This is a genomic window from Streptomyces yangpuensis (assembly GCF_001005295.1).
GTDB lineage: Bacteria > Actinomycetota > Actinomycetes > Streptomycetales > Streptomycetaceae > Streptomyces > Streptomyces yangpuensis.
In genome coordinates this window covers 265273-281212 of the sequence record NZ_LBMK01000008.1, presented here as the reverse complement: position 1 = coordinate 281212, position 15940 = coordinate 265273, and the positions used below count along the sequence as shown (strand labels likewise).

The following is a 15940-nucleotide window of genomic DNA, read 5'->3' as shown; positions in this document are numbered from 1 at the left end:
TCCGGATTCGGTTTCGGTTCGGTCTCGACCTTTGTAGTCCTCCTGGCGGCGGCCGGGCGAATAGTTGGCCTGTGATGCCAAAAAATCAGCGCGCCGCCCCGTCCAGTGCCTGTTCCAGCGCCTCCAGGACGGTGTCGCGGAACAGCGTGGTCTTGTAGCCGGTCTGCGGCAGGGGCCGGCAGCGGGTCAGTACGGTCGCGGCCGCCGCGGCGAGGGTCCCGGGGGTGGCCTCGCGGCCGATCAGCACGGTTTCCACCTCGGGCAGGCGCAGCGGGACGCGTGCCACCCCGCCGGCCGCGACGGCGGCGTGCGTGACGGTGGCGCCGTCGAGCGCGAGCCGGGCGGTGGCCTCGACCAGGGGCCACTCGGCGTGGGCCCGGCTGATGGCCCGGTGGTAGGCGGCGCGTTCACCCGGCAGCGGCGCGGGAAGCCGGACTGCGGTCAGGACGCGGTACGGCAGCAGCAGGTGGTCGGCGTGGTGGAGGCGGTCGCCGTCGCCGTACAGGTCGGCGACGCTGCGCGGCGCTTCGTCGTGGATCTCGGCCTCGGCGTCGTAGGTGAGCAGGGCCGTCGCCAGGGTGGACGGATGCGGGGTGATGCAGGGACCGCCTCCGCAGACCACGCCGAAGTGGTGGTCGCCCTCGCGCGCGGGGCAGCCCGCGCCGCCCTTCTGCAGGCAGCTGATGTGCGGGTTGCGGAAGTACCAACAGCGGTTGCGCTGCAGCAGGTTGCCGCCCAGGGTGCCGGCGGCCCGAATCTGCGGGGTGGCCGCGGTCCCGGCCGCCAGGGCGAGGGCCGGCCAGCCGGCGCGCACCCGGGGATCGGCGGCCAGCTCGGCGAGGGTGGTCAGGGCTCCGATGCGCAGGCCGCCGCCGGGCAGCGGCTCGGTGCCGCGCAGGTCCGCCACACCGTCGAGATCGGTGAACGGCCCGGTGGAGACGCCGCTGCGCTGCCGGGCGCCGGTGTCGGTGCCGCCGGCCCGCAGTTCCCCGCCGCGGGCCCGTACGGCGGCCGAGAGGTCGGTGAGGTCGGTGAGGTCGGGCCGTTCGGTGCTCACGTACCCAGTCCTTCCAGGAGCCGGTCGGGGCGGATCGGCATGTCGTACGGGCGCCAGCCGGTCGCGTCGTGGACCGCGTTGGCCAGGCACGCCGCGGTGGGCAGGGTGGCGATCTCACCGAGGCCGACGCCGCCGCCGGGGACGTGGTCGAAGCCCTCCTGGTGGAAGTGGACGGTGATCTCCGGGGTGTCGCCGATCCCGGGGATGCGGTAGTCCTCCAGGTTGTCGGTCAGCACCCGGCCGGTGACCGGGTCGGTGCGCCGCTCCTCGTAGAGGGCGTAGCCGATGCCCTGGACGACGGCGCCCTCGCACTGGCTGCGGGCCAGCCGGTCCTCGTGGATGCGGCCCGCGGCGATACCGCTCCAGACGCGCAGCGGGCGGATCCGGCCGAGCCGCGTGTCCACCTCGACCTCGGCGACCTGCACCGAGCCGGTGAAGCCGCGGCCGACCGCCACGCCGCCCAGGGTGAAGGGGAGGGCGAAGCCCCGGTGGTCGCGGGGGCGTCGCCCTGTCACCCGTACGCCGTGGGCGGCGTCGAGCCGGGCGGCGACGTCGGAGCCGCCGAGCGCTTCGCGCAGCCGGGCGGCGGCGTCCGCGGCCGCGGGTACGAGGGAGGGGGTGGTGCGGCTGCCGCCGGAGGTGGGACCGTGGACGGTGTCGCTGTGGCCGATCTCGGCGCGCACCCGCGCCTCGTGGAGGCCGAGTGCGTCGGCGACGGCGCGGCGCAGCACGGTCCGCGAGCCGGTGCCCATGTCCTGTACGGCGCAGCGGGCGACGACGATCCCGTCCTCGACGGCGAGTTCGACCTCGGTGACGGGGTCGAGGAGGTAGAGCCAGTTGGCCGCCGCGACGCCGACGCCTCGGCGGAAGCGTCCGGTGCCGCCGCGGCGGCCCGACCAGAGCGGCAGTGCGGCGGCGTGGTCGTAGAGGGCGTGCCGTTTGGGGTTGCCGTCCCAGCGGCGGCGCAGGGCGATCGGGTCCTGGCCGAGCCGGTGGGCCATCTCGTCGACGGCCTGTTCGAGGGCCCAGCACATGGTGGGGCCGCCGGGGCCGCGGAAGGGGGCGCCCGGGGGCCGGTGGGTGACGGTGTCGAAGTCCCGGAGCCGACGCGGGGCTTTGCCGTACATGAACCGGGCAAGGGCCGCCACGGTGCCGCCCACCGAGACCCCGCCGTCGCTGTCCGCGTCCATCGCCAGCGCGCTCAGGTCGCCGGCCGCGTCGACGGTCATCGCGAGCCGGATCCGGCTCGCGGGCCGGTATCCGCCGTCGGTGAGTTCCTCGTCCCGGTCGAGCACGACCCGGACGGGGGCGCCGTGCAGCCGGGCCAGCTCCGCCGCGGCGACGACGTCGGTGGTCAGCCCCATCTTGCAGCCGAAGCCGCCGCCGACGTGGACGGCCCGCGCCACCACCCGTTCGGCGGGCAGGCCGAAGCGTTCGGCGGCGAGTTCGGCGACGGCTTTCACGGACTGCGTGGACACCTGGAGGTGGAGGGTGCCGTCGGCCCAATGAGCGAGGCAGGCGTGCGGTTCGAGCGGGGTGTGGGTCTGCGCGGCGGTGGTGAACACGCCTTCGACGACCCTTTCGGGGTACTTGGTACGGGCCTCCTGGATGCGGCGTACGGCGACGGCGGGGCGTTTGCTCATGGCGGACGGGCCGCGCAGGTTGCCGCGCCAGCGGGCGGGGACCAGCTGGGGGGTCTCCCCGGATCCGGGAGCCCGCTTGCGGGACGCCTTGTCCTCGTAGACCGGCGGGCCCTCGCCGGTGCGGGCCAGGCGTGCGTCCAGGGCCGCGGGCAGTACCTCGTAGTCCACGGTGACGCGGGCGGCCGCCGCCCGTGCCCCGGCCCGGTCGGTCCCGGCGACGGCGGCGACCGGCTGCCCGACGTAGCGCACCACGCCGTCGGGCGGCAGCAGGGGCACCAACGGCAGGTCGCCGGCCTCCAGGGAGCGTACGTGGGCGTGCGCGTGCGGGGAGCGGATGATCACTCCCTCCAGCAGCCCGTCGGGGTGCAGGTCGGTGGTGTAGCGGGCGGATCCGTCGGTCTTCTCCGGAGCTTCGACGCGCGGCACCGCCGCTGCCCCCGCGCCGCTGGGCGCCGAGCCGGTCGGTGCCGTGTCGTGGTCGCCGGCGCAGGCCGCGGCCACCGCCCTGAAGATCCCCTCGTAGGCGCCGCAGCGGCACAGATGGCCGGCCAGGGCCTCCGCGATCTGCTCGCGTCCCGGCCGGGCGGTGCCGTGCAGGGCGCGCCGGCGCTCGACGAAGGCGGCCGCCTCGACGACGAAGCCCGGGGTGCAGTACCCGCACTGGAGGGCGTCCTCGGCGGCGAAGGCCCGTGCCACGGGATGGCCGGACAGGCCCTCCGCCGTCGTCACCCGCCGCCCGGCCAGCCGGGCCGCCGGGGTCAGGCAGGACACCCGGGGTTCCCCGTCGACCTGGATGGTGCAGGCCCCGCACACGCCGCCGGCGCAGACCAGCTTGGTGCCGGTCAGGCCCAGCCGGTCGCGGACCACGTCCACGGCGGCGGGGTCGCCGTCCACGTCGACCGTCCGCCGGACGCCATTGACCTCGAACTCCACGAGACGTACTCCTCCGCCGTGGGATGGTGGCCGCCTGGGCCACGCTCGCCGTCAGCCTCCTTGATATCCCGGTGTCGGGGCCGGCGCAGTGCGGCGCGGGCCCGATCGCGCCCGGGCCCGATGCCGCGGGACGGGGCTGCGGGGCCCGGGCCGCGGAGCGGTACGGGTCGGCCGTTGCTCCGGTCACAGCACTAGCATCCCGGGATGGCGAACATCGAGACCTTGACTCCCGAGGCCGGACGGATCGACACCGCCGGGCTGCGGGCTTACGACGCCGACCGGGTCGCGCGGTGCGCCGTCGACCCGGCGCAGCCGTGGTGGCGCCGGATGGCCTGCGTGGACGCGCTGACGGGCCGGGTGCCGCAGGCCCGGGTGGGTGAACTGCTCGCCTGCGTCCGGGACACCGGGGACACCGGGTCGGTGCGCAAGGCCCTGCTCGGTCTCGTCGCGGACCGGGGCGAGCTCCTGCCCTGGCTCCGGCACGAGGAGCGGCGGAACGAGGAGGCGTACGGCATGAAGGAGGAGGTCCTCCGGGCACGTGCGGGTCTCGGAGACCTGACGGCGGCGGCCGAGCTGGCGACCTTCGCGTTCAGTCACTGGAGGACCCGGCGGGCGGCCGGTGAGGCCGGACTGGACACGCTCGTGGACCGGTACGGGGCGCAGACGGTGCTGGCCGAACTCGCGGGCGGGCGGCCGGAGGACCGAGCGGCGATCGTGCGCATGCGCGACCGCCGGGGCGAGGACGTCATCGACGCGCTCGCCGATCCCGACCCGGGGGTGGCCCACTACGCGCAGTCGCTGCTGACCGTCCCTGACCGGATCCGCGCCTACCTGGCCGGGGCTCCGACGGCCGACGCCGCGCTGTGGGCCGCCTACGCCCTGCACCGGCTGACCGGCGACGCGGCCCGGACCCGCGCCGTGTACGAGTCGCTGGGACGCCCGAGGGTGGAGGTGGCGGGCCTGGACGAGGAGCTGCGCCGGGTGATCGTCCACGAGTACGCGGACGAGTGCGAGAAGCAGAGCGACCCGCGCTGGCGGATCGAGGTCCTGTGCACGGAGCCCCCGCAGCCACCGGACCAGGAGCGGCAACTGGCCCTGGCGACGGCGGCGCTGGCCGCGGCCGGGCTGGCGCCCCGTACCCCGCTCTCCTGCGGCGAGGCCCACCGCCAGGGGAACGGGACGTACCACGTGATCGGGTACGGGGAGGATGGCGGGAACGAGGTCTTCATCAGCACGCTGGGGCCGTTCGCCGGAGACCACGAGGACGACCCGGCCGCCCGGGCGGCCCTGGAGGCGGCGGGCTTCCGCTGGATCGACGGGACCACGGGGGCGGTGCGGGTCACCGGCCTCGGCGTCTACTGCTTCGGGGCGCGCGAGCCGCTCGACGTCAGCACGCTGCTGTTCTACTGGCAGGACTGAGCGGAGCTGCCGGGCGGGCCCGCGCCACACCCTGCCGCGGCGCGGTGGTGCCGTGGTGCCGTCAGGTGCGTGGGACCGCGTCCGGGTCGGCGTGCTCGGGAAGGACGCCGGCCCGCAGGGCCGCGGCCGCGTGGACGGCGGCGCCGACGGCCAGGGCGTCCTCCTCGAAGACGACACGGTTGGAGTGGCAGTCGGGGGCCTGCGCCGGGGGCACGCCGGGCGGACACGCGCCGAGGAACGCCATCGCGCCCGGCACCCGTTGCAGGACGTACGAGAAGTCTTCGGCGCCCATGAACGGCTCGGCCAGGTGGTGGACCCGGCCGGGGCCGAGGAGTGCGGCGGCCGCGTCGTGGAGGGCGGCCGTACGGGCGGGGTCGTTGACGACGGGCGGGTAGCCCTCGGTGAGATTGACCTCGGCGTGCGCCCCGTGGGCGGCGGCGACATGGTGGGCGACGCGGGTGATGCCGTCGCGCACCAGCTGCCGGGTGGCGGGGGTGAGGGTGCGGAAGGTGCCGCGGATCTCGGCTGTCTCGGGGATGACGTTGCTCGTCGTACCGGCGTGGACCGAGGCCACGGTGACCACGGCCGGATCGAACACGTCGACGGTGCGCGTGACCATGGACTGCAGGGCCTGGACGATCTCGCAGGCGACGGGAACGGGGTCGAGGGCCCGGTGCGGGGTCGAGGCGTGGCCGCCGCGGCCGTGTACGGTCACGTGCAGCCCGTCGGATGCGGCGAAGGTGGGACCGGGCCGCAGATGGAGGGTGCCGCTTTCGAACCGGGTGGTGACGTGCAGGGCGAAGGCGGCCGCGACGCCGCCCTCGGCGGTCTCCAGTACCCCCTCGTCGATCATGTGGCGGGCGCCGCCGCCGGATTCCTCCGCGGGCTGGAACATGAAGACGACGCGGCCCGCCAGCAGGGCGCGGCGGGCCGCGAGCAGCCGGGCCGCTCCGACGAGCATGGCGGTGTGGGTGTCGTGTCCGCAGGCGTGCATGGCGCCCGGCACGGTGGAGGCGAAGTCGAGACCGGTCTCCTCGGTCATGGGCAGGGCGTCCATGTCGGCGCGCAGCAGGACCGTCGGGCCGGGCCGGGCGCCTTCGAGTCGTGCGGTGACGGAACTCAGGTGCGAGCCGGTGGCCAGGTCCAGCCCGAGCCCGTCCAGTGCTTCCAGGACGGCCTGCTGGGTGCGGGGCAGGTGCGTGCCGGTCTCGGGGAGGCGGTGGATGCTGCGGCGCAGTGCCACGATCCCGGGCAGGGCGGCGTGTGCTTCGGCGAGCAGCCCTTGGAAGGCTTCCGGCGGGACGGGCACGGCGTCTCCTCCGCGGGAACGCACGAAGAACGTGATGGATTTTCGGGACGTCTGCCATGGTGCCCCGCCATCCGCCCGCCACGCCGGCGCACCGCGTCCGGCGCGCCGGGGGCGTACGCGCGGTGTCAGTCGTGAGTCCCGGGACGGGTGAGGGAGCGGAGGCGGCGGGCTTCGAGCACCGTGGCGAGGGCGTAGGCGCCGCCGCCCGTGCCCGCGAGGGCCCAGTAGAAGCCGGGTGCGTCGAGCGAGAGCACCGCGCCGGAGGTCAGCGCGAGCCAGATGCCGAGGCCGTAGTGCAGCACGTTGCGGCGTACGGCTCCTTCGGCGAGGTAGAGCAGGCCGACGACGATGCCTGATCCGGCGGGCCACAGGACGGACCGGAGTTCCGGCGCGTCGAGTACGGAGGTCAGGCCGGCGATGGCGAGGGCCAGGGCGGTGAAGGCGGCGATCCAGGCGGTGCCGAGCAGTTTGCCGGCGAGGACGTCGGGGGCGGGGGCTCCGCGTTGGGCGCGGAGTGCGGCCAGGGTGGCCTGGACGATGCCGGTGACGAGCCCTGCCCCGAGCAGTGTCATGGGGAGCCAGTCGGGCAGGCCGAGCAGGGGCGAATCGCCGTGGGAGGCGGCGGCCGCGCCGTGGCCCAGCACATAGGCGAGTCCGAAGCCGGCGTACGCGGCGCGGCTGTCGACCTCGCCCGCTCGGCTGGTCGCGGTGGTGCCGGCTTCGGCCGGCGGGAGGGTGGCGGGGGCGGTAGTGGTCACGGTGGAGTTCTCCGGGGGTGAGGAACGGATGTGCGCGGGGTCGGGGCCTTGGCCTTGGTTTCCTGGAGCGCGTCGGGTGCCCGGCGGTTTCGCGGTCGGCAGGTGTGGAGGCGTCATGCGGGATGTTCGGCGCGTGCCTTGAGGCAGTCGAGCCAGCTCTGCAGGGACGTCCGGAGGGCCATGGTGAGTTCATCGACGGCGGTGTCGACGGGGTCGCCGCTCCAGGACTCCTCGGTGTGGACGACCACACCGGCGTCGGTCGGTTCGAAGGTCCAGACGTGGATGCCGACGATGCCCTGAACGGTCCCGTCCCAGACGATCCGCCTTCCGGGGACGATGTCGCGGATGGTGGAGGTGATGGTCATGCCGTGGGTCAGCCAGGTGAAGCGGGTGCCGACCGCCAACGGGCCGTCGAGGTGCGCCCGCTCGATGCCGGCGTTCCAGGCCGGCCAGTCGTCGACGGCGGTGTGCAGCGACCAGACGGTGGCGAGGGGGGCGTCGACCAGCGTGCTGAGGCCGACGACGACGGGGGCGGTGGTGTCGATGGAGTGCATGCGGTGTCCTGTCTTTCGGGAACGGGCGGGGTCTTCGGGCTCCGGGTCAGAGGGCCGGAGCGGAGGCCGGCCCGGGGGTGGGAGCGGGGGTGGGAGCGGGGCCTGAAGCAGGTTGGGGCGTCCCGCCCTGTGGGGGCGGCGGCGCGGCTGCGGGCGTGCGGCACGGGACGAGCGCACAGCGGGCGCTGCGGGCCTGGCGGGTGAGGGTGAGTGGCAGGGCGAGGAGCGCGGAGGCCGCCAGGATCGCGGCGGAGACCGCGAAGGCGGTCCGGTAGCCGGCGGTGAGGGCTTCGAGCGGGGGCTGGTGGCCGGACGCGTGGGCGGTGACGGAGCCGGCCAGGGTGGCGAGGGCGGCGAGGCCGATCGCGCCGCCGACCTGCCGGGTGGTGTTCACCAGGCCGCCCGCCAGGCCCGCGTCCTGCCGGGCGACGCCGTCCACGGCGAGTGCGGTGAGCTGGACGAAGGCGACGCTCAGGCCCAGACCGACCAGGACGCTCGGGCCGAGGATGTCGACGAGGTAGGTCCCCTCGGCGGTCATCCGGGACAGCCACAGCATTCCGGCGGCCTCGGTGAGCAGGGCCGCGACCACGGTGGCGGTCGCGCCGATGCGCCGGGAGATCCGGGGTGCCGCGACGGCGCCGAGCATGTTGGCCACGGCGAGGGGAAGTTGGCCGGCGCCGGTCGTCAGGGGGCTCATCCCGAGGACCTGTTGCTGGTAGAGCGGAAGGAAGAAGAACAGCGCGATCCACACGGACCCCAGCAGCGCCATCAGGACATTGCCCGCGGCGACCTGGCCGGTGGCGAACAGCCTCGGCGGGATCAGCGCGTCCGGCCGGCGGCGTTCGACGACGGCGAAGGCCACGAACAGTACGGCGGCGGCGAGGAGGGAGCCGAGCACTCCGGCGTTCGTCCAGCCGAGGGCGCGTGCGCTGGTCAGCGCCCAGACCAGGCAGGTCAGGGCGAGGGTGACGGTGACCGTCCCCGGGAGGTCGAACCGCCCGGTCCCCCGGCCGGTTCCCCGCGGCACGGACACCGCCACCGCGGCCAGAACCAGCAGCGCTCCCACAGCGGCGATGTGGAAGACCCATGGCCAGCCCCACGCCTGGGTGAGTACGCCGCCCAGCAGGACACCGACCGCGCCTCCCGCACCGGAGACCGCTCCCCACACCCCCAGGGCCCTCCCCCGGGCGGGGCCGGGCGGGAACAGGTCCATCGCCAGGGCGAGCGCGGCCGGGGCGATGACGGCGGCGCCGAGACCCTGCACGGCGCGGGCGGTGATCATCAGCGTCGGCGTGGCGGCGAGTCCCGCCGCCAGCGAGGCCCCGGCGAACAGGGCGAGGCCTGCGATCAGCACCCGGCGGCGGCCGAGGAGGTCGGCCGCCCGGCCCCCGGCGAGGAGCAGCGCCCCGAACGCCAGCCCGTAGGCGTTGACCACCCACGTGGTGCCGCCGTCCGACAGTCCCACCCCGGCCCGGATCTGCGGCAGGGCCACGTTCACGATCGAGGTCGCGAGCATGACGGTGAACTGCGCGGCGGCCAGCGCCGCGAGTGCGGGCCCCGGGCGGGGCGGGGCGGCCGGGGTGTCCTTCGTACGTCCAAGGTTCATGGCGCACAGCCTCACGGCGGGCGGTGTCCACTTTCCATGCCCGGCCGGGGCGGTGACTGTCCACTCCTGTCCGCACCTGTGCACCGGCCTGAGGCGGCACCCGCCGGCGCCGACGGCCCGCCTGCCGCGGCGGGCGACGCCGGTCGACGCCGGTCGACGCCGGTCGACGCGGGTTCAGTGGCCGTCGAGGACCGTGGCGTACGCCGTCTCCCTGACCTCCGGTTCGGGGTGGCGGCGCAGCGCGACGACGGTGGCGCGGCAGGTCTCCGGCCAGTTGTGGCGGATGCCGAGTGCCGTGGCCAGGCCGACGGCGAGGAGGCCTTCGACGAGTCCGCCGTCGCCGCCCAGGGAACCGGTCGCGGCGAGGGCGGCGGCGGGAGCGGCGAGCGGTTCGCCGTACCGGTGTGCGGACTTGAGGTCCTCCGCCACCCGGCCCGCGAGGACCGGGCGGTCCCCGATGGCCGCGGCCAGCTCGCGGAGCGCGAGGAGGATGTCCGGCTCGGGCCCCGCCAGGTCGACGGCCCGGACGAGCAGGGCGGTGCGGGTGGCGGTGAGTTGCGGTTCGTTCGCCAGCCGGCGGGCCAGGGCCGCGCACATCCGGTGGTCGCGGATCCATGAGGCGAGCAGGGAGTCCAGGCGACGGCGGGCCGGCAGGTCACCACCGGGTCCGCCGCCCTCCGGCTCTCCGGCCGCGATGAGGGCCAGCAGCCGTTCCACCACGCCGTGGAGGAGGCTGCCCGGAGCCACGCCACCCAGCGGGTGCGGCAGTTCGGACTGGGCGAGCTGCGTCAGTCCGGACCGCGCCCGCCATTCGCTCAGGGGCGATGCGAGGTCGGTGTAGACGTCCGCCAGCACTCTGCCGGCCGCGGGTGCGTAGGGCGCCCAGTACTCGAGAACGCCCAGGGCTGCGTTCGCCGTGCATTCCTCGGCGACCAGGGGCAGTCGGGCGACGAGTTCCCCGTAGCGGGACCGGTGGGCCGGCGCGAGGGCCGTCGGGCCCCGGTCCAGGAGCGCGCGCCGGGCGACGTCGGGCCCGTGGGCGGCCGCCGACTCCAGGAGCGCCCACATGTCCTCGTCCGGCAGGAGCGCCGGGGCCAGGCCGACGACCGTGGCGTGCACATCCTGATGGACGCCCGGGGTACGGGCGACGGTGGACAGGAGCGCGGAGGAGGCGCCCGGGGCGAGGTGTCCGACGGCGAGCCGGGCAGCCGCCTTCCGCACGGTCACCTTCACCCCGCTCTCGCGGGTCAGGACGTCACGGAGCACGGCCTCGACGCGGCTGGGACGGGCGTGGGCGGCCGCACGGCCGGCTGCGGACCAGGCGGCCGCCGCCCTGTCGTCCCCCGCGTGGTCGAGCAGGGCGCCGAGGACGGAGGCCGGGTCGTGCAGGTGGGCGGAGGCGTCCAGGGCCGCTGCCGTCAGGACTGCTGTCAGGGCCGTCGGCGCGGACTCGGCATCGAGGGACGTGGCGTCGGCAGGGTCTGCGGCGACGGACCCGGAGCGGCCGGAGGCGGAGTGGCGGGACTCGGCAGCGCCGGACTCGGAGCGGCCGGAGGCGGAGTGGCCGGCCTGGCCGATGTACCGCTGGAGCAGGGCACGCCCGTACTCCGGCACCGGCGCCACCGCACGCAGCAGCGCGGCCCGTTCGTCGAGACCGCGGCCGGTGTCGGCCACGACGGCCGCGGCCAGCCGGACCGCGGCCTCCTGCTGCCGGGGCAGCCACCGGTCGGCGTACCGGAAGGGGGGCAGCGGCCGGGCGGTGCCGGCCGCCGGGAATCGGCCGCCCGGGGGCGGGGCCTCGGGCAGAGCGCAGTCCAGCAGGTCGGTGCGCTCGGCCGCCAGTACGGCGAGCACCGCGGGCAGGAACACCACGGAGGGCTCCCGCGCCAGCAGCTCGGTGACGCGGGCGCCGCGGGTCGCCGGGTCGGCCAGCCAGGCCTCGGCGACGTCGCCGAAGTGGGTGTCCGGGCACGTCCGGAGGGCCTGTTCGAGGCGGTGCCGGAGTTCGGGGATCCGGTGCGCACGGCGGCCGCAGGCCGTGACGAACGCGAGCAGCGGCGCGATGTCCCCCTGGGCGGTGGCACGGTCCAGCCACGGGCCGAGGGCGTCGAGGGCCGCGCGGATCGCGCCGGTGCGCGCGATGCTGCCCTCAGGTCCGAGGTCCACGGTGCCGGTGTGCGCGGTCAGCGCCTCCAGCATGCGTACGGCGCTCCGCAGGGCGGCGGAACCGGCCGGCGTACCGGGGGCGGTGCCGAGCAGGGTCACGGCCAGGGTCCGGAGGGTGTTCCGGGTTCCCTCGGAGCAGTCCCGGGCCCGCAGGGCGTCCAGGCACAGTCGTTCGAGCGACGCGGCCCCGCTGCGGCCGGCGGCGGGTGCGCCGGCCCCGAGGGCGCGTACGAGCAGCGGTGCGGGCAGATCGGCGAAGGCGGCGAGGGCATCGTGGCGTACGGGGTCGCGCTCGTTGACCAGCCGGCCCGCAGCCAGCGCGAGGATCTCGGCCACCTCTTCCGGGTCGCGGGTGTAGCCGGCGTTGAGGCTCAGCTGCGCCCAGAGGGAGCCGCGGTCGTCCGCGTCGCAGGTACCGAGGGCGGCCAGCAGTCCTGGGCGGGCCTCGGCGGGCGGCAGCAGGGAGAGCGGACCCCACAGGCCCCAGCCTCTGTCGCCTCCGGTGCCGAGCCCCTCGATCGCCGCGCGGGCCCGGGCGTGCCGCTCGGCGGCCGGCAGGAGGGCGAGTACCTCCTCGTGCACGTGGACGTTCGGGCGGGGACCGGCCGCGGCGACGACGGCGTCCACGAAGGCGGGGCGGCGTGCCGGGGGCATCGACCGCAGGAGGGTGGTGAAGGCGCCCCGGTGGAACCACCGCGCCCCGAGCCGGTTCAGGGACGGCGGGTCGGCCTTCACCAGCTGCCGCATGACGGCCGGGCCGGGTGTCCGTTCCCACCGTGCCCCCGCCCGCGCGGGGTCGGCGTACCAGCGTGCGACGCGCTCGGCGTCCACCGCGACGAGGTGGCCCAACCCGCCGTGCACGGGATCGGGCAGGTTGTCCGGGCCGTGGCGTTCCAGCAGGTCCAGGACCCGCTCCGGGGCGGCGGGCAGGGCGGCAGCGAGGGCAGTGGCGTGCTGCTTCCACCAGACTTCACGCAACTGCGCGGGAAGCCCGGCGAGTTCGCGTTCCGCGTGGTCGAGGACGGCGGCGGGGTGGCGGGCGGCCAGTACGCCCCAGTCCTCGAAGGCGAGCGCCCCGGCGAGTTCGGGCAGCAGCGCGGCCGCGAACTGCGGCGAGCAGCCCGGCAGGAGGCGGGCGGCGTCCCGGTCGCCGTACGCGGTGCGCGCCCTGAGGGCCAGCCGCTCCGCGAGCCGGGTGCGTCGTCCGTCGCGCAGCAGTCGTGCCAGGTCCGCCCGGACCGCGGCGGGCGCGTCGTCGTACGCGGCCTCGACGGCGGCGTCCGGGACGGGCAGTCGGCGGGCGCCGCGCAGCGCGTACCGGCGGACGACGGGGTCGCTGTCGCCGAGCCGGGCGGCGAGGTGCCCGAGTTCACCGCCGGTGAGGGCGGCCAGTGCGGCGAGGCGGCGCTCGTAGGGGCCGCGCGCGTCCAGGGCGGTGAGGAGGTCCCGCAGGGCTCCGTTCCGGGCTGCCAGCCGGTGGGCGGTGACGGCGGTGTACCGGAGCCGGGCGGCGTGCGGCAGGGGTGCGAGGGCGGCGAGCAGTTCGTCTGCGGTCGAGATCATCGCTGGGCATTGTGCCCGACGGGGTGGCCTCGGCCCCATCGAATTTCGGGGCACCCGGCCCCGGTCCGCCCGCTGCCCACCGCCCGGGTTCGGCGGGCGGCGGGCAGCGGGCAGCGGTGAGGAGGGGCTGCGGCGGTTACGGGACGCGCAGCGCGGCCAGCCGCTCTTCGAACGGCACGGTCACGAAGCCGTCCGCCGGATCCACCGACGTGATCGCCCCGGTCGGCGAACGCGGCGCGATCGCGGCGGCAGTGTCGACGTCGGGGGCGGTGCCCGCGCCGGGAACCGCGGCGGGGGCGGTGAACCGTGCCAGTTCGGCGCCCGCACGCGCGATCCGCTGCGCCAGTCCCTCCTCGCCCCAGTCCTCCGAGGCCGCGTAGACGGCGGTCGGCAGGACGAGCGCTCGCAGGTAGGTGAAGAGCGGGCGCAGGGCGTGTTCGGTGACCAGGGAATGCCGGGCCGTGCCGCCGGTCGCGCCGAGGAGCACCGGTTTGCCGGTGAGGGCGTCCTTGTCGATGAGGTCGAAGAAGGACTTGAACAGGCCGCTGTAGGAGGCCGCGAACACCGGCGTCACGGCGATCAGACCGTCCGCGGCGGCCACCGCGTCGAGCGCGGCGGCCAGCCTGGCGGGCGGGAACCCGGTGACGAAGTGCTGGGCGATCTCCGTCGCCAGCTCCCGTAGTTCGATCACTTCGGTCTCGGCGTCCACGTGCTGCAGGGTCGCGGCCGCGAGCCGGTCGGCGAGCAGCCGGGTGGAGGAGGGTGAGCTCAGCCCGGCCGATACGACGACGATCTTCATGCCTGCGTCTCCTCCTTCATGTCCTTCGCGTCCTGCGTGGTCTCCTGGGCGGCGGCCGCGACCCGGGCCGAGTGCGTCGGCGCGTCGGGTACGCCGGCCCGGCGCATGTTCGCGAACTCCTTGCGCAGCACCGGGACGACCTCCTCGCCCAGCAGGTCGAGCTGCTCCAGGACGGTCTTCAGAGGCAGGCCCGCGTGGTCCATCAGGAACAGCTGGCGCTGGTAGTCGCCGACGTAGTCCCGGAAGGAGAGCGTCCGCTCGATGACCTCCTGCGGGGAGCCGACGGTCAGCGGCGTCTGGGAGGTGAACTCCTCCAGGGACGGGCCGTGGCCGTAGACGGGCGCGTTGTCGAAGTACGGACGGAACTCGCGCACCGCGTCCTGCGAGTTCTTGCGCATGAATACCTGGCCGCCGAGGCCGACGATGGCCTGTTCGGGGGTGCCGTGTCCGTAGTGGGCGTAGCGCTGCCGGTAGAGGTTCACCATCTGCTCGGTGTGGGAGGCCGGCCAGAAGATGTTGTTGTGGAAGAAGCCGTCGCCGTAGTACGCGGCCTGTTCGGCGATCTCGGGCGAGCGGATGGAGCCGTGCCATACGAAGGGCGCGACGCCGTCGAGGGGGCGGGGGGTGGAGGTGAAGGACTGCAGCGGCGTGCGGAACTTGCCCTTCCAGGTGACGACGTCCTCGTCCCAGAGGCGGCGCAGCAGGGCGTAGTTCTCGATGGCGAGGTCGATGCCGTCGCGGATGTCCTTGCCGAACCAGGGGTAGACCGGTCCGGTGTTGCCGCGGCCCGTCATCACGTCGACGCGGCCGTCCGCGACGTGCTGGAGCATCGCGAAGTCCTCGGCGATCTTCACCGGGTCGTTCGTGGTGATCAGCGTCGTCGACGTGGACAGGATCAGGTTCTCGGTGCGTGCGGCGATGTAGCCGAGCATCGTGGTCGGCGAGGAGGGGACGAACGGCGGGTTGTGGTGCTCGCCGGTGGCGAAGACGTCGAGGCCGACCTCCTCGGCCTTCTGCGCGATGGCGAGCATCGCCTTGATGCGTTCGTGCTCGCTGGGCACGCGTCCGGTCGTCGGATCGGCCGTGACGTCACCGACTGTGAAGATCCCGAACCGCATGGCTCCCCTTCCCAAGATTGTTTACGATTCAACTATACCCGGGAACGGGGGGTGCGGCCGAGGTATTCCCGACGGCCCAACGGCCCGGCACAACGAGAAGCCGCCCGGCGGGACGGCCCGGGCGGCTGGTGACGACGACCGCGTTCGCCGCGACGCGACGGCGGTCAGGTGGCGGGTCAGGCGGGGGCGTTCCAGGCGGTCGTCAGCCCGTCCAGCCACGCAGGCGGCAGCTCCACGGCGTCCCACTCCTCGCGCAGCTCCCGCGGCGCGGCGGCGAGCCGCTCCAGCACGGCGATGCTCGTGGCGGAGTGGAGCAGCGAATAGCGGCCGTGCATCGTGATGGCGCTCCCCGGTCCGTAGCCGGCGAACATCCGCTCCAGCCGGGCCTGGTGGTCCGCGGCGAAATCCGTCAGCCGGCCGGCGTATCCCGCCCGCTGCCGGGGGCTCATCGTGCCGAGGACGGCGGCGAGGACCTCGTCCGTCACCTCCGGATCCAGCTCCGAGACCTCGGTGAACGACAGGTACAGCGGTGTGACCGCCACCCGGGCCCGTTCCACCTCCATGCGTCTGGCCCGAGGGCGCTCCCCCGCCGTGCCCTGCTCCCCTGCCGCTCCGACGGCCCGTACCAGGGTCCGCTCGGCGACGGCTCCGAGCTCCTCCAGGACGTCCCGGGCACCGTCGAGCCGGCCCGACTCGTAGGGCTCGTCCTTCTCCCCCGCGGCGATCCGGCCGCCGCTCAGCTCCTCGTGCGCGAGAGCCAGCGCGCCCGCCTCCAGGAGCCCGATCAGTTGCCGTGCGTCATCGGACGGGACCCCCGCCCGGGCCAGGAGCTGCAGCAGCGTCGCCCTCGCGTTCTCGACGCTGACCTCGTCCGGCCACTGCCGCCCCCCGTCGGCCACGCTCATCAGATCCTCCTCGTCGCTCGGTGGTGCGGTGGGTACGACGCATCGCACCCTTCGACCGTGCAACGCGCGACGGCCGGACCGTGCTCCCCGCGGCGGCGCAGCCCGGGCGG

General features: G+C 75.2%; 11 protein-coding genes. 1 reads left to right on the top strand and 10 read right to left on the bottom strand.

The window, feature by feature from the left end:
* Nucleotides 1–85: 85 nt before the first annotated feature.
* Together AAT21_RS30445 and AAT21_RS30440 are read right to left on the bottom strand one after the other, a co-directional pair.
* Complete coding sequence (locus AAT21_RS30445) at nt 86–1057, bottom strand: FAD binding domain-containing protein (protein ID WP_046780165.1); 972 nt, start codon at nt 1055–1057, stop codon at nt 86–88.
* Complete coding sequence (locus AAT21_RS30440; protein ID WP_046780164.1) at nt 1054–3633, bottom strand: molybdopterin-dependent oxidoreductase; 2580 nt, start codon at nt 3631–3633, stop codon at nt 1054–1056. Before AAT21_RS30440 ends, AAT21_RS30445 begins: the two co-directional genes overlap by 4 nt.
* 204 nt (nt 3634–3837) lie before the next feature.
* Between AAT21_RS30440 and AAT21_RS30435 the strand changes: the two genes are divergently transcribed.
* Complete coding sequence (locus AAT21_RS30435; protein ID WP_046780163.1) at nt 3838–5052, top strand: hypothetical protein; 1215 nt, start codon at nt 3838–3840, stop codon at nt 5050–5052.
* A 61-nt stretch (nt 5053–5113) separates the two neighbouring features.
* On the opposite strand, the gene AAT21_RS30430 is transcribed toward AAT21_RS30435, so the two are convergent.
* From AAT21_RS30430 to AAT21_RS30395, 8 genes are all read right to left on the bottom strand, one after another.
* Nucleotides 5114–6361: a M20 metallopeptidase family protein gene (locus AAT21_RS30430; RefSeq protein ID WP_046780162.1), complete on the bottom strand. Its 1248-nt coding sequence runs from the start codon at nt 6359–6361 to the stop codon at nt 5114–5116.
* Nucleotides 6362–6486: 125 nt separating this feature from the next.
* A complete protein-coding gene (locus AAT21_RS30425) occupies nt 6487–7119 on the bottom strand; it encodes a hypothetical protein (protein ID WP_046780161.1) in 633 nt (210 codons plus the stop codon).
* Between the two features lie 113 nt (nt 7120–7232).
* Nucleotides 7233–7673: an SRPBCC family protein gene (locus AAT21_RS30420; protein ID WP_046780160.1), complete on the bottom strand. Its 441-nt coding sequence runs from the start codon at nt 7671–7673 to the stop codon at nt 7233–7235.
* Between the two features lie 46 nt (nt 7674–7719).
* Nucleotides 7720–9279 carry an MFS transporter gene (locus tag AAT21_RS30415; RefSeq protein WP_052758064.1) on the bottom strand — a complete coding sequence of 520 codons (1560 nt, stop codon included), beginning with the start codon at nt 9277–9279 and terminating at the stop codon, nt 7720–7722.
* A 174-nt stretch (nt 9280–9453) separates the two neighbouring features.
* The gene (locus tag AAT21_RS30410) at nt 9454–13008 is read right to left on the bottom strand and encodes a hypothetical protein (protein WP_046780159.1); all 3555 of its coding nucleotides are present in this window, start codon (nt 13006–13008) and stop codon (nt 9454–9456) included.
* A 136-nt stretch (nt 13009–13144) separates the two neighbouring features.
* A complete protein-coding gene (locus AAT21_RS30405; protein ID WP_046780158.1) occupies nt 13145–13807 on the bottom strand; it encodes a CE1759 family FMN reductase in 663 nt (220 codons plus the stop codon).
* Complete coding sequence (locus AAT21_RS30400) at nt 13804–14925, bottom strand: LLM class flavin-dependent oxidoreductase (protein ID WP_046780157.1); 1122 nt, start codon at nt 14923–14925, stop codon at nt 13804–13806. The genes AAT21_RS30405 and AAT21_RS30400 overlap by 4 nt, the downstream gene beginning before the upstream one ends.
* A gap of 176 nt (nt 14926–15101) precedes the next feature.
* Entirely contained in the window at nt 15102–15830 is a 729-nt protein-coding gene (locus AAT21_RS30395) for a hypothetical protein (protein ID WP_046780156.1), read from the bottom strand.
* Between the last annotated feature and the right edge of the window lie 110 nt (nt 15831–15940).